General features: G+C 68.5%; 24 protein-coding genes. 15 read left to right on the top strand and 9 right to left on the bottom strand.

The annotated features are described in order from the left end of the window. Window positions 1-8: 8 nt before the first annotated feature. Window positions 9-1,043 (bottom strand): medium chain dehydrogenase/reductase family protein, encoded by a 1,035-nt coding sequence (locus AB0J87_RS58605; protein ID WP_363983861.1) that lies wholly within the window; start codon window positions 1,041-1,043, stop codon window positions 9-11. Between the two features lie 32 nt (window positions 1,044-1,075). Further along, window positions 1,076-2,008, bottom strand: a complete 933-nt coding sequence (locus tag AB0J87_RS58600) for a helix-turn-helix domain-containing protein (RefSeq protein WP_363983859.1) — start codon at window positions 2,006-2,008, stop codon at window positions 1,076-1,078. Between the two features lie 116 nt (window positions 2,009-2,124). On the opposite strand from AB0J87_RS58600, the gene AB0J87_RS58595 reads away from it, so the two are divergent. After that, window positions 2,125-2,766: a TetR/AcrR family transcriptional regulator gene (locus AB0J87_RS58595; protein ID WP_363983857.1), complete on the top strand. Its 642-nt coding sequence runs from the start codon at window positions 2,125-2,127 to the stop codon at window positions 2,764-2,766. On the opposite strand, the gene AB0J87_RS58590 is transcribed toward AB0J87_RS58595, so the two are convergent. After that, a complete protein-coding gene (locus tag AB0J87_RS58590; RefSeq protein WP_363983855.1) occupies window positions 2,752-3,384 on the bottom strand; it encodes a DUF2306 domain-containing protein in 633 nt (210 codons plus the stop codon). The two genes, AB0J87_RS58595 and AB0J87_RS58590, sit on opposite strands and share 15 nt — an antisense overlap. Before the next feature lie 434 nt (window positions 3,385-3,818). On the opposite strand from AB0J87_RS58590, the gene AB0J87_RS58585 reads away from it, so the two are divergent. Next, complete coding sequence (locus AB0J87_RS58585) at window positions 3,819-4,196, top strand: Dabb family protein (RefSeq protein ID WP_363983853.1); 378 nt, start codon at window positions 3,819-3,821, stop codon at window positions 4,194-4,196. 273 nt (window positions 4,197-4,469) lie between these two features. Then, window positions 4,470-5,531, top strand: coding sequence for a hypothetical protein (locus AB0J87_RS58580; protein WP_363983851.1), 1,062 nt, complete (start codon window positions 4,470-4,472; stop codon window positions 5,529-5,531). A 32-nt stretch (window positions 5,532-5,563) separates the two neighbouring features. On the opposite strand, the gene AB0J87_RS58575 is transcribed toward AB0J87_RS58580, so the two are convergent. Then, window positions 5,564-6,193 carry an ATP-binding protein gene (locus tag AB0J87_RS58575; protein WP_363983849.1) on the bottom strand — a complete coding sequence of 210 codons (630 nt, stop codon included), beginning with the start codon at window positions 6,191-6,193 and terminating at the stop codon, window positions 5,564-5,566. On the opposite strand from AB0J87_RS58575, the gene AB0J87_RS58570 reads away from it, so the two are divergent. The 7 genes from AB0J87_RS58570 to AB0J87_RS58540 all read left to right on the top strand — a co-directional run bounded on the left by AB0J87_RS58570 (window position 6,077) and on the right by AB0J87_RS58540 (window position 15,298). Then, on the top strand, window positions 6,077-6,376 hold the full coding sequence (locus tag AB0J87_RS58570) for a hypothetical protein (RefSeq protein WP_363984025.1): 300 nt from the start codon (window positions 6,077-6,079) through the stop codon (window positions 6,374-6,376). The two genes, AB0J87_RS58575 and AB0J87_RS58570, sit on opposite strands and share 117 nt — an antisense overlap. 1 nt (window position 6,377) lies before the next feature. Further along, a complete protein-coding gene (locus tag AB0J87_RS58565; RefSeq protein WP_363983847.1) occupies window positions 6,378-6,593 on the top strand; it encodes a biotin/lipoyl-binding carrier protein in 216 nt (71 codons plus the stop codon). A gap of 91 nt (window positions 6,594-6,684) precedes the next feature. Continuing rightward, complete coding sequence (locus AB0J87_RS58560) at window positions 6,685-9,717, top strand: NACHT domain-containing protein (protein ID WP_363983845.1); 3,033 nt, start codon at window positions 6,685-6,687, stop codon at window positions 9,715-9,717. A gap of 77 nt (window positions 9,718-9,794) precedes the next feature. Then, a complete protein-coding gene (locus tag AB0J87_RS58555; RefSeq protein WP_363983843.1) occupies window positions 9,795-10,616 on the top strand; it encodes a patatin-like phospholipase family protein in 822 nt (273 codons plus the stop codon). A 163-nt stretch (window positions 10,617-10,779) separates the two neighbouring features. Then, window positions 10,780-12,891 (top strand): exo-alpha-sialidase, encoded by a 2,112-nt coding sequence (locus AB0J87_RS58550; protein WP_363983841.1) that lies wholly within the window; start codon window positions 10,780-10,782, stop codon window positions 12,889-12,891. Window positions 12,892-13,003: 112 nt separating this feature from the next. Continuing rightward, window positions 13,004-13,546: a pyridoxamine 5'-phosphate oxidase family protein gene (locus tag AB0J87_RS58545; RefSeq protein ID WP_363983839.1), complete on the top strand. Its 543-nt coding sequence runs from the start codon at window positions 13,004-13,006 to the stop codon at window positions 13,544-13,546. Between the two features lie 588 nt (window positions 13,547-14,134). Then, window positions 14,135-15,298, top strand: coding sequence for an SRPBCC family protein (locus tag AB0J87_RS58540; protein ID WP_363983837.1), 1,164 nt, complete (start codon window positions 14,135-14,137; stop codon window positions 15,296-15,298). On the opposite strand, the gene AB0J87_RS58535 is transcribed toward AB0J87_RS58540, so the two are convergent. Continuing rightward, window positions 15,288-15,995, bottom strand: a complete 708-nt coding sequence (locus tag AB0J87_RS58535; RefSeq protein WP_363983835.1) for an SDR family oxidoreductase — start codon at window positions 15,993-15,995, stop codon at window positions 15,288-15,290. The two genes, AB0J87_RS58540 and AB0J87_RS58535, sit on opposite strands and share 11 nt — an antisense overlap. A gap of 59 nt (window positions 15,996-16,054) precedes the next feature. On the opposite strand from AB0J87_RS58535, the gene AB0J87_RS58530 reads away from it, so the two are divergent. Beyond that, entirely contained in the window at window positions 16,055-16,462 is a 408-nt protein-coding gene (locus AB0J87_RS58530; RefSeq protein ID WP_363983833.1) for a MerR family transcriptional regulator, read from the top strand. 28 nt (window positions 16,463-16,490) lie between these two features. On the opposite strand, the gene AB0J87_RS58525 is transcribed toward AB0J87_RS58530, so the two are convergent. Together AB0J87_RS58525 and AB0J87_RS58520 are read right to left on the bottom strand one after the other, a co-directional pair. Continuing rightward, a complete protein-coding gene (locus AB0J87_RS58525; RefSeq protein ID WP_363983831.1) occupies window positions 16,491-16,967 on the bottom strand; it encodes a DUF488 domain-containing protein in 477 nt (158 codons plus the stop codon). Between the two features lie 82 nt (window positions 16,968-17,049). Next, on the bottom strand, window positions 17,050-17,445 hold the full coding sequence (locus tag AB0J87_RS58520; RefSeq protein WP_363984023.1) for a RidA family protein: 396 nt from the start codon (window positions 17,443-17,445) through the stop codon (window positions 17,050-17,052). 118 nt (window positions 17,446-17,563) lie between these two features. On the opposite strand from AB0J87_RS58520, the gene AB0J87_RS58515 reads away from it, so the two are divergent. After that, window positions 17,564-18,538, top strand: a complete 975-nt coding sequence (locus tag AB0J87_RS58515; RefSeq protein WP_363983829.1) for a WYL domain-containing protein — start codon at window positions 17,564-17,566, stop codon at window positions 18,536-18,538. Between the two features lie 66 nt (window positions 18,539-18,604). On the opposite strand, the gene AB0J87_RS58510 is transcribed toward AB0J87_RS58515, so the two are convergent. Then, window positions 18,605-19,351: a VOC family protein gene (locus AB0J87_RS58510; protein ID WP_363984021.1), complete on the bottom strand. Its 747-nt coding sequence runs from the start codon at window positions 19,349-19,351 to the stop codon at window positions 18,605-18,607. Between the two features lie 359 nt (window positions 19,352-19,710). Here AB0J87_RS58510 and AB0J87_RS58505 point away from each other — a divergent pair, with 359 nt between their 5' ends. Genes AB0J87_RS58505 through AB0J87_RS58495 form a run of 3 tightly spaced genes read left to right on the top strand, consistent with a single transcriptional unit; the run spans window position 19,711 to window position 22,493 of the window. Continuing rightward, complete coding sequence (locus AB0J87_RS58505) at window positions 19,711-20,559, top strand: peptidoglycan-binding protein (RefSeq protein ID WP_363983827.1); 849 nt, start codon at window positions 19,711-19,713, stop codon at window positions 20,557-20,559. Between the two features lie 47 nt (window positions 20,560-20,606). Further along, a complete protein-coding gene (locus AB0J87_RS58500; protein ID WP_363983825.1) occupies window positions 20,607-21,500 on the top strand; it encodes a peptidase inhibitor family I36 protein in 894 nt (297 codons plus the stop codon). A gap of 36 nt (window positions 21,501-21,536) precedes the next feature. After that, window positions 21,537-22,493, top strand: coding sequence for a SpoIID/LytB domain-containing protein (locus AB0J87_RS58495; protein WP_363983823.1), 957 nt, complete (start codon window positions 21,537-21,539; stop codon window positions 22,491-22,493). 54 nt (window positions 22,494-22,547) lie between these two features. On the opposite strand, the gene AB0J87_RS58490 is transcribed toward AB0J87_RS58495, so the two are convergent. Further along, window positions 22,548-23,576: an NBR1-Ig-like domain-containing protein gene (locus AB0J87_RS58490; protein WP_363983821.1), complete on the bottom strand. Its 1,029-nt coding sequence runs from the start codon at window positions 23,574-23,576 to the stop codon at window positions 22,548-22,550. Window positions 23,577-24,475 lie beyond the last annotated feature (899 nt).

Below are 24,475 nucleotides of genomic sequence, written 5' to 3'. Positions count from 1 at the left end.
GGGAACCGCTATCCGGCGTCGGGCACGAGGACGACCTTGCCGGTCACGGTTCGCGACTCGGCGAGGGTCAACGCCGCCGCGGCGTCGGAGAGCGGGAGCCTCGCGGCGATCTGCGGGGCGAGAGTGCCGTCGGCCAGCAGGCGCAGCACCTCGGTGAGGTCGTCGCGCAGGCGGGTACGGAAGGCGTCCGCGTGCCGGCGGCCGGCCCAGAAGTCGTAGAAGCAGGCGTTGCGGCCGTTGGGGAGGTAGTTCCAGAGCATCAGCCGGAAATACGACTTGAGGACCGGAATCCGGGCATTGCCCTCGCCGTCCTTGGTGGCCGCGGTCCCGTACGACACCAGGGTTCCGCCGCGGCGCAGCAACTGCCACGACTGCCGCAGCCCGGTGCCGCCGACGTGGTCGAACACCGCGTCCACGCCGTTCGGGGCGAGTTGCCGGATCCGGTCGTACATGCCGGGGTCGCGGTAGTCGACCGGGGTCGCACCCAGCTTCCGCACCGTCTCATGGTGACGTGCCGACGCGGTGCCGATCACCGTGATCCCGGCGTGGCGGGCCAGTTGCACCAGCGTCGTGCCGACGCCGCCGTTGGCACCGAGGACCACGATCGTCCCGCCGCGGCGGACCTTGGCCATCCGGTGCAGCATCTGCCAGGCAGTGATCCCGTTGACGACGACGGTCTCCACCTCGGCCGCGTCCAGGCCGTCCGGCACGGGCACCAGGTCGGCGGCGTCCACCTGGACGTGGCTGGCCCAGCCGCCGATCTTGGTCACGGCGGCGTACCGCTTGCCGATCATCGTGGCGTCCACGCCGGGGCCCGCCGCGACCGCCGTGCCGACCACGTCGTAGCCGGGCACGAAGGGGAAGCTCGGCTGGTCGTAATACCTGCCACGGCGCATCTGCTGCTCGGCGAACGAGATGCCGGTCGCCTCCATCCGCAGCAGGATGTTGCCGTCGGCCGGTGTCGGCAGCGGCCGGGTGCGGATCTGCAACCCGTCCGGATCGACCTTGCCGGGCATGACGATCTCAAGGGCTGTGCCGGTCATCGAAAGCTCCTCGGTTGGATTGTTGTCACGTGCTACTTGGCCGGCACCGCTGAGGGCCGTACACCGGTCTCCCGCAGGAACGCCGACGACAGGTGTCCGGGACTGCTGAAACCACAACGCCGGGCCACCTGGCTCACCGTCATTCCCTTCTCCAGAAGGTGCGTCGCGTGCGCGATACGCAGCCGGGTGAGGTACCGGCCCGGGGTCTCTCCCGTCGCCTGCTTGAACACCCGCAGGAAGTGATACGGGCTCAACCGCACTTCCTCGGCCAGCTCCGCCAGGCGCACCGGCTCGCTCAACCGGTCGCGCATGTACGCGATGGCCTTCCGCACGCGAACGTCCTCACGCCCCGTACGGTCCGCCGAGCCTCGCCGGCCGTCGCGGATCGCCAGGTGCACCACCAGAAATCGCGCGGCCGCATCGGCATAGAGCTCGTCCGCACCCGCCGCGGTGGCGGCGGCCAGCGACTTGAGCACCGCGCCGATCAGTTCGCCGCTGCCCGAGGCCGGATCCCGCGCCGGGGGTGCCGGGCCACCGAGCTCGGCAGCCGTCCGGCCGACCACCTCGGCGGGGAGATGGACGTGGATGGAGTGCATCGGCGCCGTCGTCTCGTACCGCAGGCGAGTCGGTACGCCCGGTGTGGCCATGCCGATCTCGCCCGGCGTGATGGAGGTGGTCCGCCAGCCTTCGCCGGTGTCGATGTGCAGCTTGCCGGCGCCGCCGGTGATCAGCCACAGGTGCGTGTCGGCCGAGGCCGGCATGACCATCTCACCGGCGGCCTCGAGGTGCTCGAACTTCTGGACGAGCAGCGAGCGCCATCCGGGCCGTTCCCAGCTGCACAACGATCGGCGGACGAACCGGTCCAGGTCCAGGCCGGCGTAGCCGCCCATGTCGAAGCGCGATTCCCTCTGCATCAGCGAGACCACTTCTCCGGTACGGGTGACGAGCAGCGCACGCGCAACCATTGCGTTACGCTGACTCACTTCTGTTACACCATATAACTGCCTCTCCATTTTCGTCAATCGCGATAGTGATAGCCTCTAACTCCAGTTAGTCGCGCGGAAATCGGAGAGGCTGACCCATGGACAGCGATGTGGTGAGCCCGCGCGAGCGCTACCGGGCGCAGGTGCAAGCCGAGATCAAGCAACACGCCTGGCAGCAGATCGCCACCACGGGCGTGTCGGCGTTGTCCCTCAAGGCGATCGCCAAGCACCTGGGCATGAGCGGCCCGGCCCTCTACCGGTACTTCGCCAGTCGCGACGATCTGATCACGGCGCTCATCAGGGACGCCTACCGCAGCCTCGCCGACGCCGTTCGCGAGGCGTACGACTCCGGCGCCGACATCGCCGCGCTGGCTCAGGTCGTACGCGCGTGGGCCCTGAGCGATCCCCACCGGTACCTGCTGATCTACGGCACCCCCGTGCCCGGGTACCAGGCGCCCGCCGACACCGTCGCGATGTCGCAGGAGATCATGTCCGTGCTGATCGCCGCCTACCGCAAGGCGGACATCCCGTCGCCGGAAACCCCTTTTGCCGCTCACCTCGACAGCCACCGGCACTGGTCGCCTGATCCCGCGGCGCCGGCGGCCGTCCTGCGCCAGGCCATGACGTTCTGGACCCGGCTGCACGGCGTGCTGTCCCTCGAACTCGCCGGCCACTTCACCGGCATGGGCATCGACGCCGCGCTGCTGTACGCCGACGAAGTCGATTCACTGCGGCAGTAGAACCTCCTCGGCCGGTTGTTCCGATGGCTGCCGCCGCGCCAGCGGTGCCAGCGTGCGCTGGACGATGAAGTACTCCGCGACCAGCACATTGCCCAGCAGGGACAGCCACGCGGCCGACTCGTAGACAGAGCTGTATTCCAGTGACGGCATGACGTTCATCAGCGGCAGCAGGGCCAGCTGGTAGAGCCGCAGGGTCACGGCGGCGAACGTGAACGCGTAGTTGCGGACCATCCAGATCCGGTGCAACTGCACCTCACGGCGCCGGATCGCCCGATACGCCTTGGCGGCCGTGTACAACCACACCACGACCAGCCCGAAGAACGCGACCTGCAGCGTGAAGCCGCTCGGCGTCACCGCGGCGGAGTAGAGCGCCGCCAGCGCGGCGGCCAAGACCGAGATCAGGTACACCCGCCCCGCTATCCGGTGCGCCCTGGGGAAACGGGCCCGCAACCGCGGCACGAACTGCCACGGCCCGATGAGAAGTGCCAGGCCGGCAGGCACCCCATGGATCACGAGACTCGTGTAGTACCCCGGGATGCTCATGTCGAGATTCGGAATGTTCGTACTTCCGATCAAATACGGCGGAACGAAGTAGGCCGTGATGCCGATCGCCAGCACGGTGAGAAGACTCCACAGGGTCCACCACCAGCGGCGGCGAACGGCCCGTGACATGGTCGCAGTGGACACGCGAACTCCAATACCTGCGCGGGAACGAGAAGGAATGGGCGCAATGCGCGAAGTCGGCGGCAGCGGGCCTTCGCCTCGCCACAAGCGATGCCGATCAAGCGGCAACCGTAGGCGCAGGTGGACCATGAAGTCGATGCGGGAGATTGCGGAACAGCCAGCTTGAATTGCGGTCGGCCGGGGGGCACCTTTGCCGACAGGCGTGTGCCTACGCGCCGTTGCCGTCGAATAGGCAACTCGTGCCGATGCGACGAGGAACCAGGCCAGTTCATAGTCGGGTGCTCAGCACCGTACGCGCGGTGGGCGCGCGCCGTCGTCAAGGCCAGGCCGCTGGACCTCTACGTTCCGCACCTACGAAAAGGAGCACGATGATTTACCACAGCATCCGCATGAAGGCCAAGGCGGGCGTGACGCAGGAGCAGGTGGAGGAGGCGCTGGAGAGCATGCGCAACCAGGGCCGGGTCATCTCCGCGGTGAAGTCGTTCGTCGTCGGCCGCGACTTCGGAGGCGATTTCGACTGGGGTGGCGTGTTCGTCATCGAGGACCTCGACGGCTACTGGGAGTACCTGACGCATTCGGCGCACGCGCGCACCGACCGGATCGGTATGCCCCTGGTCGAGAAGTATGAGTCGTACGACATCACCGACGATGACGACCCGCAGATGGGAGAGAAGATCGCCGACCTGCACCGGCGACGGTACGAGAGCGACCCCGAGTTGGCCGCGCTGGTGGGCATGCTGCCGTAAGGCAACCTGTCGGCAGAGATCGTGGAGATGCCGATGGCGGGCCGGGGTCATCAATGCCCTCCGATTCTCTGTGACTCGCGTAGACCTCGAGGCTTAGTGTTCTAGTTCACTTGCTAGTACACTAGAACACTTTGTCGCCTGTTCTGTGGCAGTTTTGCATAGAGCTCCGGCCAGCGTTCATACGATGTACGCATGACACTCGATACACCGTACGCACTTGGGCGCAAGTTGACCGTCTCGCGCACCGACATACGGTCATGGCACCGTCCCCTCGTGATCATGACGGCGGCCATGTCCGTGCTCGTCGTCGTGGCGGGCATCGGCCTGTTCGCCGACGGTCGCGAACTCATGCACCAGTCGGTGTGGGCCAAACCGTTGAAGTTCGGCGTGTCGTTCGTCATGTACGGTGCGACGCTCGCCTGGCTGATACCGCAGCTGAGCCGGGCACGGCGCACGATGTGGACCCTCGGGACGGTCTTCGCCATCGCAGGGGTGATCGACGTCGGGTTCATCGCGGTGCAGGCCGCGCGCGGCACCTACAGCCACTTCAACGTCGGCACCGACCCGTTCGACCAGATCGGGCAGCAGATCTTCTCCGGCGGCGTGTTCGGGCTGTTCGGCGCGAGCCTGATCGTCGCCGTCATGCTGCTCTTCCAGCGTGTCGGCGACGCGGTGCTCACCTGGTCCCTGCGTGCCGGGCTCGGCCTGGCCGTCGCCGGCATGGCGCTGGCGTCCTTCATCACCGGGTGGACGTCCTCGGCCGGGCCTCGCACGGTCGAGGACGCCTACGGCCGCCCGGTCCCGCTGGTGGGCGGGCACGGCGTCGGGGCACCGGACGGCGACGGCATGCCGATCACGAACTGGAGCATCACCGGCGGCGACCTGCGCGTCCCGCACTTCATCGGCCTGCACTCCATCCAGGTGTTCGTGCTCACGGCGCTGGTCCTCGCCGCCCTCGCGACCCGGGTGGGCCGGCTGCGCAGCGAACGCGTCCGCGCCCAGTCGGCCGGAGTCGTCATCTTCGGCTACGGCTCCCTGTTCGCCATCACCGCCTGGCAGGCGCTGCGCGGCCAGTCGCTGATCCACCCCGACGCGGCCACAGGCATCGCATTCGCGGTGGCAGCCGCCATCACCGCGCTGCTGGCGGTTCTGGTCGTCACGGCGGCCCGTCGCGGCCAGTCGGCCCTTCGCGCCGAAGCGGCACGCCGCAGCGAACACGTCCGCCGGAGCAGGGCGGCGCGCCGCGATGAGCGCGCGCACGGCGGCGGGTTGGCGAGCACGAGCCAGGTCTCGCTCCTGACCGATCCGACCGCGCGAACCAGGGGGGAGTCCTAGCGCGACTCAGCCAGGTGGGAACCACGATCTGCTCATCCCGATGGCGGCCGAGGCGTGCCGCGCTCGGGCAGACGCAGCACGAACCGGCCCCCGCGGGGACTGTCCTGGGCGGTCAGGGTTCCGCCGTGGGCCTGGGCGATCTGCCGGGCGATCGGCAGCCCGAGCCCGGTGCCGCCGGGGTCGCGGACGCGGGAGGCTTCAAGGCGGATGAAGCGCTGGAAGATGACCTCCCGCTGCTCGGGGGCGATCCCCTCACCGTCATCGCTCACCTCCAGCGACACGACGCCGGCATCCAGCGTCAGGGTGACGGTGACGGCGGATGTGGCGTGCCGTTCGGCGTTGTCCAGCAGGTTGTTCAGCAGCCGGGACAGCTCGATCCGTGAGCCGTCCACCATGACGCCGGGCATGAGGCGGTGGCGCAGGTCGGTCTTGGTGAGGCGGCGCTCCAGCTCACCGGCGACCAGTTCGGTGAGATCGATCGGCTCGTGGCGGCCGGTGACGCCGGCGTCCAGCCGCGCTTCCTGGAGCAGGTCGCAAATGAGGGCCTGCATGCGTTCCACGCTGTCCAGGAGCGCGTAGGCGGGCGCGTCGACGCCGCCTACCGGCAGGGCAATCGGGTCACCCCCGCGTACGACTCCCTCATGGCCAAGCTGGTCGTGCACGCGAGCACCCGGGAGGACGCGATCGCCAGGGCACGGGAGGCGCTGGCCGCCTTCACGATCGCGGGTCCGAAGCAGAACCTGCCCTTCTTCACCGAGCTCCTCGACGAGCCCGAGTTCGCCGACGGCTCCTACAGCACCGCGCTGGTCGCGCGGATGCGCGCCACCCCAAGGAAAGGAAGCTGAGATGGGCCGGCAGATCACGTCCGACCTGGCGGCCAACGTCTGGAAGGTGCTCGTCTCCACGGGAGACAGCGTCGCCGCCGGCGACACGCTGGTGATCCTCGAATCCATGAAGATGGAGATCCCTGTCGAGGCCGAGACGTCCGGCGTCGTCACCGGGCTGCCCGTCAGCGAAGGCGACGTCCTGGAGGAAGGGGATCTGATCGCGGAGATCTCCTGACCCTTCGGACCGTGGTTTTCCGCTGAGTGTTGCGCCGGTGACGCCTGGTAGCGATGCTGGCAGCATGGGCAGTGGAGGTCGGGGCCGCTGGGTGGTGTCGCCGGTCGCGCTCGCGGTGGTGCCGGTCGGGATCGGGCTGGTGGGGAATCTGGCGACCGGCACCGTTGAGGTGAAGGCTTGGTGGTGGACCCCGGCCACGTGGGTGTTGACCGGCGTGCTGGTCATGGTCGCCACCGCGTCGCAGATCGTGCAGTCGCGCGCTGTGCCGCAGAGCCGGGAGGCGGCGATGCGCAGCGCTGCGGCGGGTTTGCGACGGATGGTCCGCGAGCAGTGGGAGCACGAGACGGTGCTGCGGGGCGTTCGGCAGCCGGTGCCGTTGCGGGTGCGGTGGTCCTCGACCGACCGGCAGGTCGCGGAGACGCGTCAGGTGGTGCTGGACGAGCCGGAGACCACGTGGCAGGACAGGCCGTTGGAAGGCGACGTCACGCAGGTCGTCGAGAAGTTCTGCGAGCTGCCCCATCGGCAGTTGGTGGTGCTCGGAGAGGCGGGCGCGGGCAAGAGCGTCCTGGCGATGCTGCTCACCCTCGGGCTGATCGAGCGGTCGGTGGAGGACGACCCGGTCCCGGTGCTTCTGTCGATCACTTCCTGGAACCCGCAGGACGAGTCGGTACGCCGGTTCGCGGCTCGGCGGATGGCTGAGGATTATCCGATGCCGGCCGGTTTGTCGGAGGGCCGCTGCGTGGCGGAGCTGCTGATGAGCGAAGGCCTGGTACTGCTGGTGCTGGATGGACTGGACGAGCTCCCGGCCGAGTCGCAGGAGCGGGCGCTGCGGAGGCTGGACGAGTTCGCCGCGACAGGACGGCCGCTCGTGGTGACCTGCCGGGCCCGCGAATACCAGCGAGCCGTGGACGCCAGTCGTTCGATCATCTCCCGGGCCGCGGTCGTGGAGATCATGCCGGTCGATGTGGAACAGGCGATCGCGTTCCTGTCCCACCCCGAGCCGTTCCGGCATCGCTGGGAACCGGTTTTCACCCACCTCCGCCACGACGGCGAGGGTCCGCTGGCGCGGGTGTTGTCCACGCCGTTGATGGTCTCACTGGCCCGTACCGCCTACAGGCCCTCGAGCACCGACCCCATCGCCTTGACGCGCCTCGACAGCCAGGACGCCATCGCCGCGACGCTTCTGGACACGTTCGTGACCAGCGTTCATGACCCCGACCGGCCGATGCCGCCCGAAGGCCGGCCGGTGCGCCGCTACAGTCCCGCCGCCGCCCGGCGCTGGCTCGGCTGCCTGGCCCTGCACCTGCAGTTGGTGGGCAGGACGGAACTGGTGTGGTGGCAATTGTCCCCCGACCTCTTCACCTTCAATGCGGAGGCGATCAGGACCCGCGCAGTGCTGGCTGTCGCAGTCGGCGTGGGTGCCGGTGTCAGTGCCGCGGCCGGGCCCGTGCCGGGGGGCGCAGCAGCGCTCACCGTGTCCGCCGCGGCCTTGGCCGCGGCGGCGGGCCTGCTGCGGCCGCTGTGGCCCCACGCTTACCCGGCGTACACCCCCACCTCCTACTCGCTGGCTCGCGAACGTCGTCGCCGGGTCCTGGCGCTGCGGGCCGGATTCGGTGTCGCGCCGGGGCTGCTGACCGGGGTCATTCTCGGCAATCCGCTGATCGGAGCGGCCGGTGCCCTGGTCACCGGGCTACTCGCGTTGGTCATGCCCACCCTGCCCTCCAGGACCCGCCCTCGGGGCACCACTCCACGCGCCACGCTGAACGCCAATCACCACGCCACCGCCATCGCCGCCGCCCAGCACGGCATCACCGGCGCATTGGTGTTCACCGCCTCTGTCGCAGTGCTCGCCCCAGCATCAACCCTCTGGATCCCCGCCGTCACCGCGGCCGCCGTCTACGGATGGGTCGCAGCCTGCGGTGCGGGCCTGTGGACCTGGATCGATTACAAGATCACCCATCTTCGTCTTGCCGCCAAGGGCCGGCTCCCCTGGAGACTGTGGACATTCCTCGAAGACCAGCACCAACGCCAGACCTTGCGCCAATCTGGAACTGCCTGGCAATTTCGCCACGCCTTGCTTCAACACCACCTCGCCGCCACCCCGTACACCCAGCACCTGTATGCCTGCGCCCGCCAAGGTGACGCGGGCGCCCTTGGACGCATCGCCGACCGTCTGGTCGAAGAGGACCGGCTTGATGAGGCCATCACCATGCTCGGCGCCTGGGCCGACCACGACGCCTCCGGCACCGCCGCGTCGGCCAGCCTGAAACTGGCCGACTTGCTGGCCAAGCACGACCGTGTCGAGGAACTGCGCACCCGTGCCGACGCGGGCGACGGGCATGCCGTCGCGATACTGGCCTACCGGCTGGAACGACAGGGCCGGATCGAGGAGGCCATCACCGTACTCCGTCCCCACACGGACCGAGGCTCCGCCCCGCAGCTGGCTCGGCTCCTCGCCCGCCACGATGGCGCTCAGGAGGCCATCGACCTACTCAACGCCCACCCCGACCAGGACGACAACTGGACTCTCATGATGGCCGAGCTGCTGGCGCAGCAGGGCCGGACTGAAGAGCTGCGCGTCCGCGCCGACCAAGGCGACCGGGCCGCCGGCAACCAACTGGCCAAACTGCTCGCCGAACAGGGCCGCGTAGAAGAACTGCAGGCCCGCGCCACAGCAGGCGACCCCGACGCCGCCTTCCGGCTCGCCCTGCAGAGCTGCGTGGAGGACGCCATCACCCTGCTGCGCCCCCATGCCGACCAGGGTGACTGGGCCGCCGGCGACCGGCTGGCCCGGCTGCTGGCCGAACAGGGGCGTGTAGAAGAACTGCGGGCCCGCGCCACGGCAGGCGACCCGCACGCGGCCCACAGCCTCGCCCGGCTGCTTGCCCGACAGGGGCGGTTGGAGGATGCGGTCACCCTGCTCCTGCACCACGCTGTCCCAGCGGTTCAATCCGTCGAAGCGTATGCCGTCCTGCCGTTGCTCAGCCATCTCCTGACGATGCTGGGGCGGGAGGAGGAGGCCATCACCGTGCTCCGCGCCCACGCCCATCTGGGCAACACCGTCGCCGTCAGCCTGCTGGCCGACCGCGGTCTCGCGCCTGAGCGCGCAGAAGGGGCCGTTTGAACGCGGTACAGGGTCGGCGCCACCGGAGCCGCCCGGCGCGTTGACCTCAAGCAAGGTTGAGGGGACAGGATGACGGCATGACCTCTCCTCAGTACGGAAAAGCGCTGGTCCTCGGTGCCGGCGGAGTTGTCGGCACGGCGTGGCTGTCGGGCCTCGCCGCAGGGCTGCGCCGCGAGGGCATCGACCTCGCCGAGGCCGACCTCATCGTGGGCACCTCTGCCGGCGCGATCGTCGCAGCCATGCTCACCACCGGCCGGGCCCTGGCCGATGTGGAGACGCTGCCGTCCACGCGCGCCGGACGTTCCGGGCCACCGGACCTGGCCGCGATGTCACAGGCGTTCGCCACGCTGGTCGACCCGACCCTGGAACCGGATGACAAACGCCGTCGAGCCGGGCGCATCGCGCTCGCTGCCGAGGCCCCGTCCGAAGACGGACACCTGACCGGGATTTCCTCCCTGGTCGAGACCGAGAAGTGGCCCGATCGCCCCTTGCTGATCACCGCAGTGGATGCCGAGACCGGCGAACCGAAGGTATGGGACCGCGACGGCGAGGCGACCCTGGTCGAGGCCGCGGCGTCGAGCTCCGCGTTTCCCGGAACGGTCGCTCCGATCACCGTCAACGGCCGCCGTTACATGGACGGCGCTCTGCGCAACGGCGTGAACGCCGACCTCGCCGCCACCGCCGTGACCCGCGTTTTCATCGAGCCGATGGCCGACCGTTTCCCGGCGAGCGACCCTCGGGACGTGCGCATCGGCCCGGATGCCGAGGCGTTGGCGGCGTTCGGCCCCGACCTCGGAAACCGGGAGGCATGGACGCCTGTCTACCACGCCGGAGTCCGGCAGGCCCCGCAGGTCGCCGTGGTGCTGCGTCCTGTCTGGGACGCGGCCCCCGTCACCTGATCAGCAACGGCCGACACCCTGCTCGTCGGCGGCGCCGTTGTGATCGTCATCTCGTTCCTCCGGTGAGATGATCTCCGCGGACGCGCGGCGAACCTCAGGCTCCCGCCCCCGTACCTGCTCGTGACGGATCGCCGGCCCCCACCCCCCACTCCGGAGGCAGCACATGCCACAGCCAGATCCCCATCACCCCCTCATCGGGCGCAGAGCCTTCGGCCTCGGAGTCGCCGCGGCCTCCTTGACCGTCGCGCTCGGTCCCGCCTTGTCCGCGAACGCGACGACGTCCCGGCGGCGGGCGACACTGTCCGACAGCACGGCCTTCGACGAGACGACGCTGTGGGACAACACCGTGGATCCGCTGGAGAGCTACCACGTCCACGGGCTGGCCGTGCTGCCGGACGACACCATCCTGGTCGTCACGGAAGGCCGCCACGAGGTGTGCGACGCGGGCCCCCGAGACCTGCTCGTACGCCGTAGCCCCGACGGCGGCGACACCTGGCAGCCGACCCGAACGCTGGTCGCCTCGGTCGGAGGCCAGTCGTGGGGGAACCCGACCTTCGTGGTGGACCGGCTCACCGGCGGCATCTTCCTGTTCTACATGCTCTCCACCCGGCTGCCGGAGAACACCGGTTGCTCCGGCGACAAGGGCGACCTCTTCATGATCTCCAGTGAAGACGGCGGTCTCACCTGGAGCGCGCCGCGCGATATGTCAGGCTTGTTCAGCCAGTTCCCCTACGAATGGACGCTGCACGGTCCCGGCCCCGGACACGGCATCCAGCTGGACAACGGCCGGCTGCTGCTCAACTGCGCCCACCGCCGGGAGGTCACCGGCAACACCGTCGCCGAACGCCGCTACGGCGTCGCGTCGATCTACAGCGACGACCACGGCAAGACCTGGCACGCCACCGGGGAGGTACCCGTCTCCGCCGCCTATCCCATCAACGAGGCCAGGCTGATCCAGAGGTCCGACGGCACGGTGCTGATCAACGGCCGGGCCGCGGCGGGCGGCAACCGGCAGCGGATCGTGTCGGTCAGCGCCGATCGTGGGCTCAGCTGGTCGCCGCCGCAGCTCGACGGGGCCACCGGCACGTTCAACGCCGTGGACGCCAGCCTGCTGCGCTACACGGGCGGGCCGGGCACGTCCGAAGTGAGCCGGGTGTTGTTCAGCCGCCCCGACTCCCCCGTCCGTACCAACCTGACCGTGTCGATCAGCTACGACGACGCGCACTCCTTCCGCTACAGCCGCGTGATCAACGAGGGCCGGTCGTACTACTCCGAACTCGGCCGGCTCTCCGACGGCAGGATCCTGCTCCTCTACGGCCGTGACGGCGACGACCCGAGCTTCCCCCGCCGCGTGGTCATGAGCCGGTTCTCGCTCGAATGGCTGAGCGGCGGCCGCGACAGCCTGTCCGGCGGCCCCGGCTACACCGAACGTCTCATCGACCTCACCACCGGCGCCACCACGTCCGGCGGCACCATGTCCGTCGTCCAGGACCCCATGGCCCGCGGCGGGAAACGGGTGGCGTTCACCACTTCCCAGACCGGCACGTACTTCGAATACACCGTGAACGTCCCGGCACCGGGAACCTATGAGCTGCTGCTGCGCTACTTCCGTACCGCTGACGGAGGTCTGGTCACCGTCTCGGTCGACGGCGTCAAACCCCGGGCCGCGCTGGTGGACACCACCGCCGACCGGGCTGACGGCCACGACGTCGCGCAACTCGGCAGCCTCGATCTGACGGCCGGGTCGCACAAGATCCGGTTCACCGCTTCCGGGGTGGGCCGCGGCGGCGGCAGGCTGGTCTCGCTGGACACGCTGAGCCTGATCGACGCGCCCTCCCAACCCGACGTACGGGAAGAGGCGGTGGTCGACAACGACGAACTCGGCTACGAAATCATCAGCGGCACCTGGTCTGCCAGCTCGAGCGTGCCCGGCTACCGGGGCGGCAACTACCACTACGCCCCCGCCGGTACGGGCGGACACGTCGTCCGGTGGCGGCCCGTGGTCCCGCTCACCGGCGACTACGAGGTACAGGTCTCGTACACCGCGCACGAGAACCGCGCCGGCAACGCGCCCTTCACGGTCCGTCACGCCAGTGGCACGGCGCTCGTACGTGTCGATCAGCGCAGGAGCGGAGCGACGGAGGCGCGCGGCGGTTCCTGGGTCTCGCTCGGCACGTACCGCATCAGCGAGGGGGTGGGCCGGGTCGAGCTGAGTAACAACGCGAACGGCGTGGTCATCGCCGACGCCGTCCGGCTGCTCCGCGCACCTGGATGACATGGCGTCCGCAGAACGCCGGAAAATGCGACAGAAGGTGTCGGGTTTTTGGTCGAGGATCGTGTCACCGGTCGGCAGATGTGGACCGGCCCCACGGATAGACAGGACCTCGATGCGCGAAACGCCAGAAGATCTCAGAAGGCTCCAGGCCCTCCTGGACGCCTCCCTCTCCCGCTCCACCTCGCACCTCCGCTCGATCATCAACACCGAGAGGACGCTGACCGCAGAGCAGCTCACCGGGCTCCTCACCGGCATGTGCACCCTTGCCCTGTCCACCGTGACGGCCAAGGGCGAGCCGCGAATCAGTGGCGCGGACGGGCATTTCCTGCACGGCAAGTGGCACTTCGGCACGGCGCCCGGCGCCGCCAAGGCCCGCCACCTGGCCGCCCGCCCCGCCGTCAGCGTCGCGCACATGCGCGGGGAGGACCTGGGCGTGTTCACGCACGGCACGGTGGAGATCCTCAACCCCCAGAACGGCGAGCCGGCCGAGGACTGGCCGGACCTGCTCGCGTACTTCAAGGACTTCTACGGCGACGACGCCTTCGACTGGGACAACGACGTGGTCTACTACCGGCTGCATCCGCACTGGATGACCGCCTACGCCCCCGACATCGCCAAGCTCACTGCGGCGTCGCACGAGGGGGACGAAGGTTGACCGCATTCGTACGGGACGTCGAGACCATCGAGGTGGTGGGGGCTCGTACCAACAATCTGCGGGACGTGTCGGTGAGCATCCCCAAGGGCAGCTTGTCGCCTTCACCGGAGTGAGCGGCAGCGGCAAGAGCAGCCTGCTCGGCGCGCTCGGGACGAGCGTGGAGGCCGCCCTGCCACAGAGCTGTCCGGCGGCGAGGCGCAGCGGCTGAAGCTGGCGTCCGCGATCCAACGCGGTGCGGCGAGCCGCAGGGCCGGCCTCGTCGTTCTCGACGGGCCCGTCTCGGGCCTGCACCCGTCTGACCTCCAGCGGGTGGTGGGCGCGCTCGATGTGCTGCCGTCGCGACGGCGGGCACCCCGACCGCCGGTTTCTTCCGGCGGTACGCGGCGGGCCTGCCGCTCCTGGAGGCGCGATCTTGTTAGGTGTCCCCGGCCGCTCGTCGTGATCGGGTGGCTGTTGTCGGCTCCGTCGGCCTGCAATGAGGTCGCATACGTGACCGGCGCGACGATGTCGGCGTTGCGGGGCTGGGAGCCTTGAATCCTCATCGGAAGGATCATTAGGCTCTCATTTGGTGCCTGCATTGGAGGTACGGTGACCCCGGACTCAGCCTCCGAAATCGACCATATTTCGGCCGGATACGACCCTGATCCCGCGCTGTCGATGTCCTTGCATGCCGATGCCTACACCGATGTGAAGTGGTTCGACGTCGACCAGCGGGCGATCTTCGCGCGTACGTGGCAGTGGCTGTGCCATGTGGAGAAGCTGCGGGAGGCAGGCAGCTACGTGACGGGCACGGTGGCCGGCATGCCGATCGTCGCCGTCCGGGACGAGGCCGGCACGCTGCGGGCGTTCTACAACGTGTGCAAGCATCGGGCGCACGAGCTACTGTCCGGTTCCGGCGTCCGGCGCAGCATCGTGTGCCCGTACCACGCCTGGAACTTCGAGCTGACCGGCCGGCTGAGGCGAGCACGCAACACCGGTGCCATGCCGGGCTTCGACCCCTCTGCGGTGTGCCTGGATCAGATCCAGGTTGCCGAGTTCGGCGGCATGGTCTACGTCAACCTCGACCCCGGGGCGACCCCGCTGCCGGAGCAGGCCGGAGGCCTGGGGGCGGAGATCGAAGCGCGGGCGCCGGACGTGGCCAAGCTGACCCTCGCCCGCCGGCTCACTTACGACATCGCCTCCAACTGGAAGAACGTCGTCGACAACTTCCTGGAGTGCTACCACTGCCACGTGGCCCACAAGGACTTCGTCTCCCTGGTCGACATGAGCACCTACAAGGTCACCACGTACGGGATCTACTCCAGCCATATGGCCCAGGCGGGGAAAGCGGAGAACACCGCCTACGACGTGTCGGGGGCGACCGTCACCGAGCACGCGGTCTGGTGGCTGTGGCCCAACACCTGCCTGCTGCGCTATCCCGGCCGCGGAAACTTCATGGTGCTGCAGATCGTCCCTGACGGCCCGGAACGCACTCGCGAGATCTGGGACTTCTACCTGGAGACCGCGGAGCCGAACGAGGCCGAGCTGGACGGCATCCGCTACATCGACGAGGTTCTCCAGGTGGAGGACATCGCCTTGGTGGAGAGCGTCCAGCGCGGGATGCGCACTCCTGCCTTCACCCAGGGGAAGATCGTCTACAACCCCCAGGAGTCCGGGTTGTCCGAGCACGCGGTCCACCATTTTCACGGCCTCGTCCTCGACGCCTACCGACATGAGCTGGAGCGAATCAGCTCCCCACGGGTCACGCCGTGAGGGCGGCCGCGGCTTCCCGGTAGATGACGCTCGGGTCCTCGGACAGCCACGCCTTCACCTGGTGGCTCCAGGCGTCGGCGAGCACCTCTGACCGGTGCGCCTCGATGCCGTCGAGGGCTGCCGCGACGATCGTCTCGGGGGCGGTCTTGTCGCCGTCGTACCAGGCCATCATGTCGGTGTCCGCGGCGCCGAGGTGCAGGCCCGTCACCAGAGTGCGCTGGTCGGCCAGCTCCAGGCGGACGCTGTTGGTGAGCGCCCACTCGGCGGCCTTGGCCGCGTGGTAGGCGCCCGCGCCGTTGAAGGCGAGCCACGAGATCGCCGACAGGACGTTGAGGATCGCGCCGTCGGCCAGTTGGGGCGCGAAGGCGCGGATCACGTTGAGGGTGCCGTAGAAGTGGGTGTCCATCTCGCGGCGGATCGTGTCGAGGTCGCCGGTGACGAGGTTCGCGCCGGTGGAGATGCCCGCGTTGTTGATGACGATCTTGACGTCCGATGCGGCGGCGGCCGCGGCGGCGACCGACGCCGGGTCTGTGATGTCCAGGGGCAGCGGGATGACTCCTGGTACGTCGATGAGGTCGGGACGGCGGGCGGTGGCGTACACCTTGCCGGCGCCGCGGTCGAGGAGGGAAAGGACGAATTGCCGGCCCAGGCCCCGGTTGGCGCCGGTGACCAGCACATGTGCTCCGTTGATCTGCATACCGGATAGGCTAAAACCTGACGTTGACGTCAGAGGCAAGGGTTGTGATGGAGGTCACGATGCGTATCGGCGAGTTGGCGGCGCGGTCGGGCGTCAGCGTACGGGCCTTGCGTTACTACGAGGAGCAGGGGCTGCTGGAGGCGGGCCGGAGCGGATCCGGGCAGCGTCACTATCCCGAGTCGGCGGCCGACCGCGTTCAGCTGATCCAGATGCTCTACTCCGCCGGCCTGTCCAGCCGGACCATCGCCGAGCTGCTGCCCTGCGTCGATGCCAAGGTCAGCACCCCCGAATCACGTGCCCGGCTGGCCGCCGAGCGTGATCGCATCGATGCCCAGATCGCCGCGTTGACCCGTACCCGTGACAAGCTGGACACGGTCATCGCCTTCGCCGGAAGCCCGGCCAGCGGCTGCGCGTGGATCGCGGACGGAGACGTCGCCGCGCAGGTGAGCCACTCCGCGGCGTCATGATCGTACGCGCGCTCCTGCGCTGCACGCGTCACAACGGGCGCAGGTGCTCGATCGTGACGCGGTGCTGCTCGGTCAGCCGCTGGGCGATCAACGAGCGGTGGCAGGCCTCGGCGTCGCGCTCGACACAGAGCAGCGCCGCGGTCCCGCCGCTCGGCAGCGCCGACACGATCGGCGTGAGGTCGGCGCGGTCGAGGATCTCGGTGGTGTAGCGGCGGGTGTACTCGGCGGCGAGCTCGCGGCGCGAGCGCTTGCCGACCCCCTGGCGGTCGTCCTCGGCGTACTGGAGCCGGCGTAACTCGGTGGTCGGGGCGAGCTCAAGGTGGTGCTCGTAGGTGATCCCGGCATGCGCGAGGGCCGCCTGCAGCCGGAGCGAGTTCGCCCAGGCGTACTCGGGTCCGCGGACACCGCGGCGCTGGCGTACGTCGAGCAGCAGGCGGACGTCCGCGTGCCGCAGTCGTTGCAGGAAGGACTCGCCGTCGAAGCCGTACACGCCGATTGTCACCATTCTGAGCACCGGAAATCACCCACCTGCCTACCAGCTCGTGCCGCCTCCGGCAGTGCGGCCCTGCCGGAGGCGGCGAGGCCCATCACGCGACGGCGGTCCCCTCAAGCTCGACCATCAGGTCGGGGATCGCCAGCCGCGTCACCCCGAGCATCGTGGTGGACGGCGCCACCCCGGCGGCGCCCAACCGCGACGCCAGCACGCCGTAGTGCTCGAAGAGCCGATCGACGTCGGTGGTGTAGACGTTGAGCCGGACGAGGTTCGCGAGGGACATGCCGGCCTCGCCGAGCACGGCCGCCAGGTTGTCGAGGCTCAGCGCCAGCTGCGCCGCCATGTCCTCGGCATGCTGGGGCTTGCCTTCGCCGCTCATCGCGGTCTGCCCGGAGCAGTACAGGGTCCGGGTGTGCCCGGAGACGATCTCACCCTGGTTGTAGCCCATCTCCACTGACCACGCCCACGGGTTGACCGCCGTTCGCTCCATTGCCACATCAGCTCCATTCGATTGATGCACGTAGATCGCGTCATCTTCTTGGTCGCGCTGATGAGCCTCCCAACAAATCACGACATCCTGTGTCGTGTATTGCTTGTAATGTTTCCGTGTGCGTGCCGACCGGTTGGTCTCGCTGGTGCTGCTGCTGCGGCAGCACGGTCGGCTGTCCGCGGTCGCGCTGGCCCGCGAGCTGGAGGTATCCACCCGCACCGTGCTGCGCGACATCGAGGCGCTGTCCTCGGCCGGCGTCCCGGTCTACGCCGAACGCGGCCGGCACGGCGGTTTCGCGTTGTTGCCCGGTTTCCGTACCGAGCTCACCGGACTGAACCACGACGAGGCCCTTGCCCTGCTGATCGCCGGATCGCGGCGCGGCGCGCAGGCGTTCGGCCTCGGCTCGGCGCTCGCTTCGGCGATGCTCAAGGTGGTTGACGCGCTGCCCGAGAGCTATCGGGACACCGCGGCCGGCGCGGCCGAGCGGTTGCTCATCGACCCGGAGACCGACCTCCTCTCGCGTCGGCTGGTCGCCGAGGAGGTGCCTGACACCGTGGTGGCCGAGGTCCGGCGCGCGGTGCTCGCCGGGCACAAGCTGCGCATCCACTACGCGGCTGTGGACCAGAGCCCGAAGTGGCGCACGGTGGACCCGATCGGCCTGGTCACGGTACGCGACCAGGGCTACCTGTTGGCCACGAGGTCTGGCGAGGACCGCACCTACCGGCTGTCCCGGGTCCTGGCCGCCCAGGAACTCGCCGAACCCGCGCAGCGACCGGACCGGGTCGATCTGGACCGGGCCTGGCAGGAACGCAGCACGCGGTTTCGGGCCGGCGGCGACCAGGTCATCGTGCTGCTACGGGTGAATCCGGCGCGGCGGGAGGACCTGCTGGGCACCGCGCTGGCCGTTCGCGCCGAGGAGGCCGACTCGGACGGCTGGCTGCGGATGGAGGTGGCCTTCCAGGATTCGAGACACGCCGAGTGGGCGGTGTGGCAGCTCAGCACGAACGCGGAAGCCCTGTCCCCGCAGTGGTTGCGCGACTCCCTGCGTAACCGCGCCACCGCGCTCGCCACCCGCTACGGAGTGTCGTCCTGAGAGCCGGCCGGTCTCCGACGCGATTACGTCGAGCGGCTTGCCGCTCTCCGACACACAGGCATCGCGTCAGGCTGCCGCCGGACGGAGGACGCAGAACTCGTTGCCCTCCGGGTCGGCGAGGACGATCCACGGGACGTCGCCCTGGCCGACGTCGGCGAGCGTCGCGCCGAGGGTCTGCAGCCGGGCCACCTCCGCCGCCTGATCCTCACCGCGGTACGGCAGCAGGTCGAGATGGACGCGGTTCCACACGGTCTTCGCACCGGGCGCTGTGCGGAGGAACTCAAGATACGGCCCGACACCCTTGGCGGAGCGCAGCCGCGCGTGATCGTCGGTCACCTCGTGCACGGTCCAGTCCATCGCCTCGCCCCAGAACCGGGCCATGGCCCGCGGGTCGGCGCAGTCGACCACCACCGCGGCGATCGGCCCGGTGTCCCGGTAGATCTCCCGAGGCTCCAGCACGCAGAACACGTTGCCCTCCGGGTCGGCCAGCACCGTCCACGGGACGTCACCCTGGCCCACATCGGCGGGTGTCGCACCGAGCTCCTTCAGGCGCGCGACCAACTCCGCCTGATGGGCCGCAGAGGTGGTGGCGAGATCGATGTGCACGCGGTACTTCACCGATTCGGGGTCCGGGACGGTGACGACATCGACGCAGACGGCGGTGGGGTCCGGCCAGACGAAGCCGATGGGCTCGACGTTGGTCACACCGGGTCCCTCGCTGGAAACACCCCAGCCGAGCGCCTCCGCCCAGAACCGGCCGAGCGCCGAGTCATCCCGAGCCTTGAAATTCACCTGAACGAATTGCAGCCCCATGGCGCCCACCCTATGCCCAGCAAATACCGGCGGTAGCGGGCAGGTCGGGGACTTCTCCGAGCGGCCGAAGGCTCTGGGCGGGCGGCAACGGGACCCGCGGAGCGTTCGGGAACCGAGCCGCCCGCGTAAGTGGCCGCCTCAGACAATCTCGGCCGTACGTGAGCCCATCTACCGCCTTACAGCCCGGCCTGAGCTGGCCTTTCTCGCCATCGGATCACCTGTCAAACGGCGCGTACGCCCGTACGGAAAAGCCCGTCGAACAGGCTGACAACACCGATCTTCTACCGGACACGCGAGCGAACCGAAACGTTGGATCCCGCCAGACCGGATTCGCCCCAGCCCCTGAACCAGGAGTAACGATGAAGCTGCCCTCACGCGCCGCCGCCCTCATGGCGGCCGTCCTGTTCACTTCGCTGACAGGAGTGTACGAGGCGTCGGCGGCGACACAGACGGCTGACGCTGAGGCCCTTCCGAACGTGAACATGGAAGCCACCGTCAAGGCGGCCCAGATCGACCCGCGGCGGCCCGACAGCACGCTGACTCCGGGCGCCAAGGCCAGCGTGCTCCTCGTCGAGCAGGCGCTGCGTGACGGACGCTTTCTCGACGCGAAGTGGGTGGACGGCTACTTCGGCTCCACGACGGTCACCGCCTACGCGAAGTACCAGAAGTCGCTCGGCCTCAGTGGTCTCGACGCCAACGGCCTGCCAGGCAAGACGTCGCTCACCAAGCTCGGTGCCGGCCGCTTCAAGGTCACCGACGTCATCGACCCGGGCGCCCGGGTTTCCACCGGCGGTTTCGTCATCAACGCTCGCACACGAAACATGCTGGCGGAGGCCAAGCGGCTGCTCGGTCGCGACCTCAAGCTGGATCAGGGCTCGTACAACCCCGGCGGCGACCCCACATCCGCGGGCACCCACGACGGCGGGGGCGTCGTCGACATCTCGGTCAAGGGGATGAACTCCGCCACCCGCACGGCGACCGTCCGCGCGTTGCGCCTCGTCGGCTTCGCCGCATGGCTGCGTAACCCCCAGCAGGACGACTGGCCGTGGCACATCCACGCCACCGCCATCAACGACACCAGCCTCTCCGGCCAGGCCCAGCACCAGATCGGTGACTACTACCTCGGCCTGAACGGGCTCGCCGGCCGCGGCCCGGACGACGGCCCGAAGGTGACCATCCGTACCTGGGAGGAGTACCAGCGCCGCTGACTCCTCCATCCGAAACCCAGACTCCGCACATAGAAAAGGAACAGCACATGAGAACGCTCGCCAGGATCCTCACCGCGACGACCGCAGCGATGGCACTCAGCGGGACGGTCCTCGCCACCGCATCGCCCGCCTCGGCCGCGAACCGCGACGGCGTCTGCGATACCGGCGAATTCTGCTACTACTTCAACAGCAACAACCAAGGGTCGGTCTCCGACTTCACCGGATCGATCGACGACTACGCCACCACCCAGCCCACCTGCTACGACTTCAAGGGCCCCGGCGAGGGCAAGGGCAAATGCATCAAGAACGCCGCCGCCTCCGTCTGGAACCGCAGCAGCAAAACCGTCCGCGTCTACTTCAACAGCGGCCACACCGGCACCTACCAGGACTTCGCCGCAGGCGCCAAGGGCAACCTGAACGCCACCCTCAAGAACCAGAACGCCTCGCACCAGTTCAGCCCGTCGTCGTCGCCGTCGCGCAGCAACATGTCGACCTCGCTCTACAAGGCCAGCGGCACGATCACCTGCGGCTTCGACGGTTACACCTCCACCTCCGGCCGGCACGAAGGCATCGACATCGCCCGCGGCCTGGGCTCGAACGTGTACAACCTGGTGGCGGGCCAGGTCATCAACGTCGTACGCGGATCCACCGGCAGGGCGGGACTTTCCACGATCGCCGTCTACAACGCCGCATCGAACAAGACGGTGATCTACCTGCACTCCGCTCCGTCGTCCTCCCTGCGCGTGGGCCAGCAGGTCAGCCGCGGCCAGATCATCGCCACCGAGTCGTGGCATGGAGTGTCGAGCCGTTCATCCGCGCACACCCACGTCGAGATGCGCCCCGGACGGGTCACGCGTGCGGCCAAGAGCGTCGGCGACCCGCACCTGGAGAACCCGAACCCGACCTCGTTCTGGAACTCCCAGGGCTACACCGTCCGATAACGCTTCGCGGCCACCGACAAGATGAGGAAGACAACTGTGCCTTTACGAACTGTCCGGCTGATCTCGCGGCTCGCGGCCGCGGCGACCGCCGTGATGGCGCTCGGCGGGACGGTCCTCGCCACCGCATCGCCCGCCTCGGCCGCAAGCCGCGACGGCGTCTGTGACACCGGCGAATTCTGCTACTACTTCAACAGCAACAACCAGGGATCGCTCTCCGACTTCACCGGATCGATCGACGACTACGCCACCACCCAGCCCACCTGCTACGACTTCAAGGGCCCCGGCGACGGCAAGGGCAAATGCATCAAGAACGCCGCCGCCTCCGTCTGGAACCGCAGCAGCAAAACCGTCCGCGTCTACTTCAACAGCGGCCACACCGGCACCTACCAGGACTTCGCCGCAGGCGCCAAAGGCAACCTGAACGCCACCCTCAAGAACCAGAACGCCTCGCACCAGTTCCTGAGCTCCACAACGCCGACGCCGACCGGTTGCAAGACCGACGGCACGGACACCAAGCTGCCCACGACGATCCTCGTGTACCGGAAGTCCCTCGATCGCGTGGAGCGGGTGGAGTTCAAGACCTACGTCAAGAACGTCCTGCCCAACGAGTGGGTGTCGAGCTGGCCGAGCGAGTCCCTCAAGGCCGGGGCGATGGCCGTGAAGAACTTCGGCTGGTACTGGGCGCTGCACTCCAACCGCAAGACGGCAGACGGCCGGTGCTTCGACGTCTACGACCACACGTCGAGTCAGGTGTACAAGCCCGGCTCCGCGAAGGCGGTGACGAGCGCCGCGGTGGACGCGACCTGGGGCACCCGACTGACCCGCAGCGGGAAGATCTTCCGAGCCCAGTACTGCTCCACGACGACGGCGTGCGAAAATTGGGTCGACGGCGACTGGATGTCGCAGTACGGCTCTCGCGATAAGGCCAGAGCCGGCTGGAGCTACTCCAGGATCCTCCAGAACTACTACACAGGGATCGTTCTCGGCTCCTGACTCCCCTGAGACCGTCCGACTCCGGTTCCCCGGCGTGCCACGCACGTCGGGGAATCAGAGTCCGTCGACGATGATCTGGAAGTTGATCGGCCGGCTTCCGGGGAACACGACCGCTCCCGAAGCGTCCACCATCTTGAATCGCACGTAGCACAAGCCCGGCTTCTTGGGCGTGGTGATGTCGGTCCGGATGTCGACCGTCTCGCCAGGTTGCGTGTCCTTGATCGGCACGTCGGAGATGGTCTGGCAATGGTCAGCCTGCTGCGTGGGGTCGAGGCGCCGCAGCGAATATCCCTTCCACGGCACGGTCCCGGCGTTCTTGAGCCGCCATACCTTGGTCATGGTCTTGCCGGGACCGACGCGCGTGCAGTCGGCCAGCGTGACGTCCTCGATGAACGCGGCCGCATCGCCCTTGTACAACGGCGGGGACCAAGGCGGGTTGGTCGAACGCACCGGGCAATCGGCTGGGGACAGCGCGGCGATCGATGGGCTGCCGGTCGGGTCCGGGCTGTTTCCCACGGGCTCGGAGCCGCGATTGACGACGACCACGACGAGGACCGCTGCCCCCACGATGACAGCCACTGCTGCGAACGCGGCCGCGCTGGTCAGCCGTAATCGTCCTCTGCTCCTCGGCGCGGGGAGCAGAGGCTGGATGCTGCCCGCGAGCTCGTCGGACGGCGGCCGCGGCGTAGGCACGGATGCCGAGGTCTCGCCGACCAACCGGGGCGCTTGCATTGTCCGAAGCTCTGTGGCGGACACTGCGAGTCCACCGGACAGACCGTCCACCGAGGCGTCCACGCGGATCGCGGGATCCCCGGCGCTCGTCGATCTGACCGCCTGGTTCGCCCTCTCCCAGAGTTCGCGGTACGCGGCCGGGTCCGCGTTACACACCTTGACGAATTCGACGGTGGTCTCCCAACTCGGGAGCCGGTTACCCTTCGTGGCTTCATGCAACGTCGTGTGAGAAATCGCCCCTGACCGGCCGGACATCTCACGGAATGGTGGGTTGCCGACCGCGTTGCGTAACTCCCGCAGCGTCGCCGCAAAGTCCTCGATTATCTCCGCCCGTGCACGCCTGTCGTCCACCGTGTGAAGGTAACAGCACTCACGGTCGTCACTCAACTCGAACCGGAATCGGTGCGAAGCCGGGCAAGATGAGCGCGCAAAAGGCCGTACGGCTCATCCCGCTGCGACTTGAAGTGGCCGCTGACCAGGCCTTACAGGGCCGCATCCCAGTCGAACACGCCGAAGGAGACCGGACCTCCACCCCCACCCAATAATGCTGGATATAGGGACACCACGTTGACCGGAACGCCCTTAACCGAGCCGGTCCCGGCGGCGTATGTTCAGGTCGATGATTCGTGCGGAGTCCATGGCCAGGGGCCGGAATATTACGCAACGGAGCGGCTCGGTCACGGCTTTAAATACGGTGTGGCTGGCCCGGGATAATTACTGTCGGCTTTTAATCGGCAGCCGGACTCTTTCCCTCTCTCCCGGAATCCGCAGGGCCGCCTTCGCGTCGGCACCGGCGGCGTGAGCGAGCGTGGCCGCGACCGAGCGGCTGGACCACGAGACCGAACTCGCCGTGGTTCCGCTGGGACGCCACTCCGGCAGTGAGGGTTACTCCGTCGTGAGCCGTTCGTGGCCGCCCCGGACAGGCGACGACCCGAGGCCTTGATTACGGATTGTTCAACCACTATGACCGCGCGTTTCCCTGAGCCGGACCTCGTGCGGGACCCCCGTTGAGCGAAGCGTCCAAGGTGGGAGGGCCTTTGTAGCTCTTTTGGATGTTCTTTGTACGCGGGGCTCCCAATCTTGATCACCGGCAAGGGCGCTACGCAAAGTCAACAGTCAAGATTTCGCGCACCGTCCGGGGCATCGGCCCTCCGGTGCGCGCAGAAAGGTATCCGCATGAGAACCAGAGGGGTGCTTACGGCCGGGCTCGCCCTGCTCTTCAGCCTCACGACGGGCCCGATCGCGACGGC

Origin of the sequence: Nonomuraea sp. NPDC049625, from assembly GCF_040675285.1 — a bacterium.
GTDB classification, from domain to species: Bacteria; Actinomycetota; Actinomycetes; order Streptosporangiales; family Streptosporangiaceae; genus Nonomuraea; species Nonomuraea angiospora_A.
Note: the sequence above shows the minus strand (reverse complement) of the source record. Positions and strands in the feature narration are given on the sequence as shown.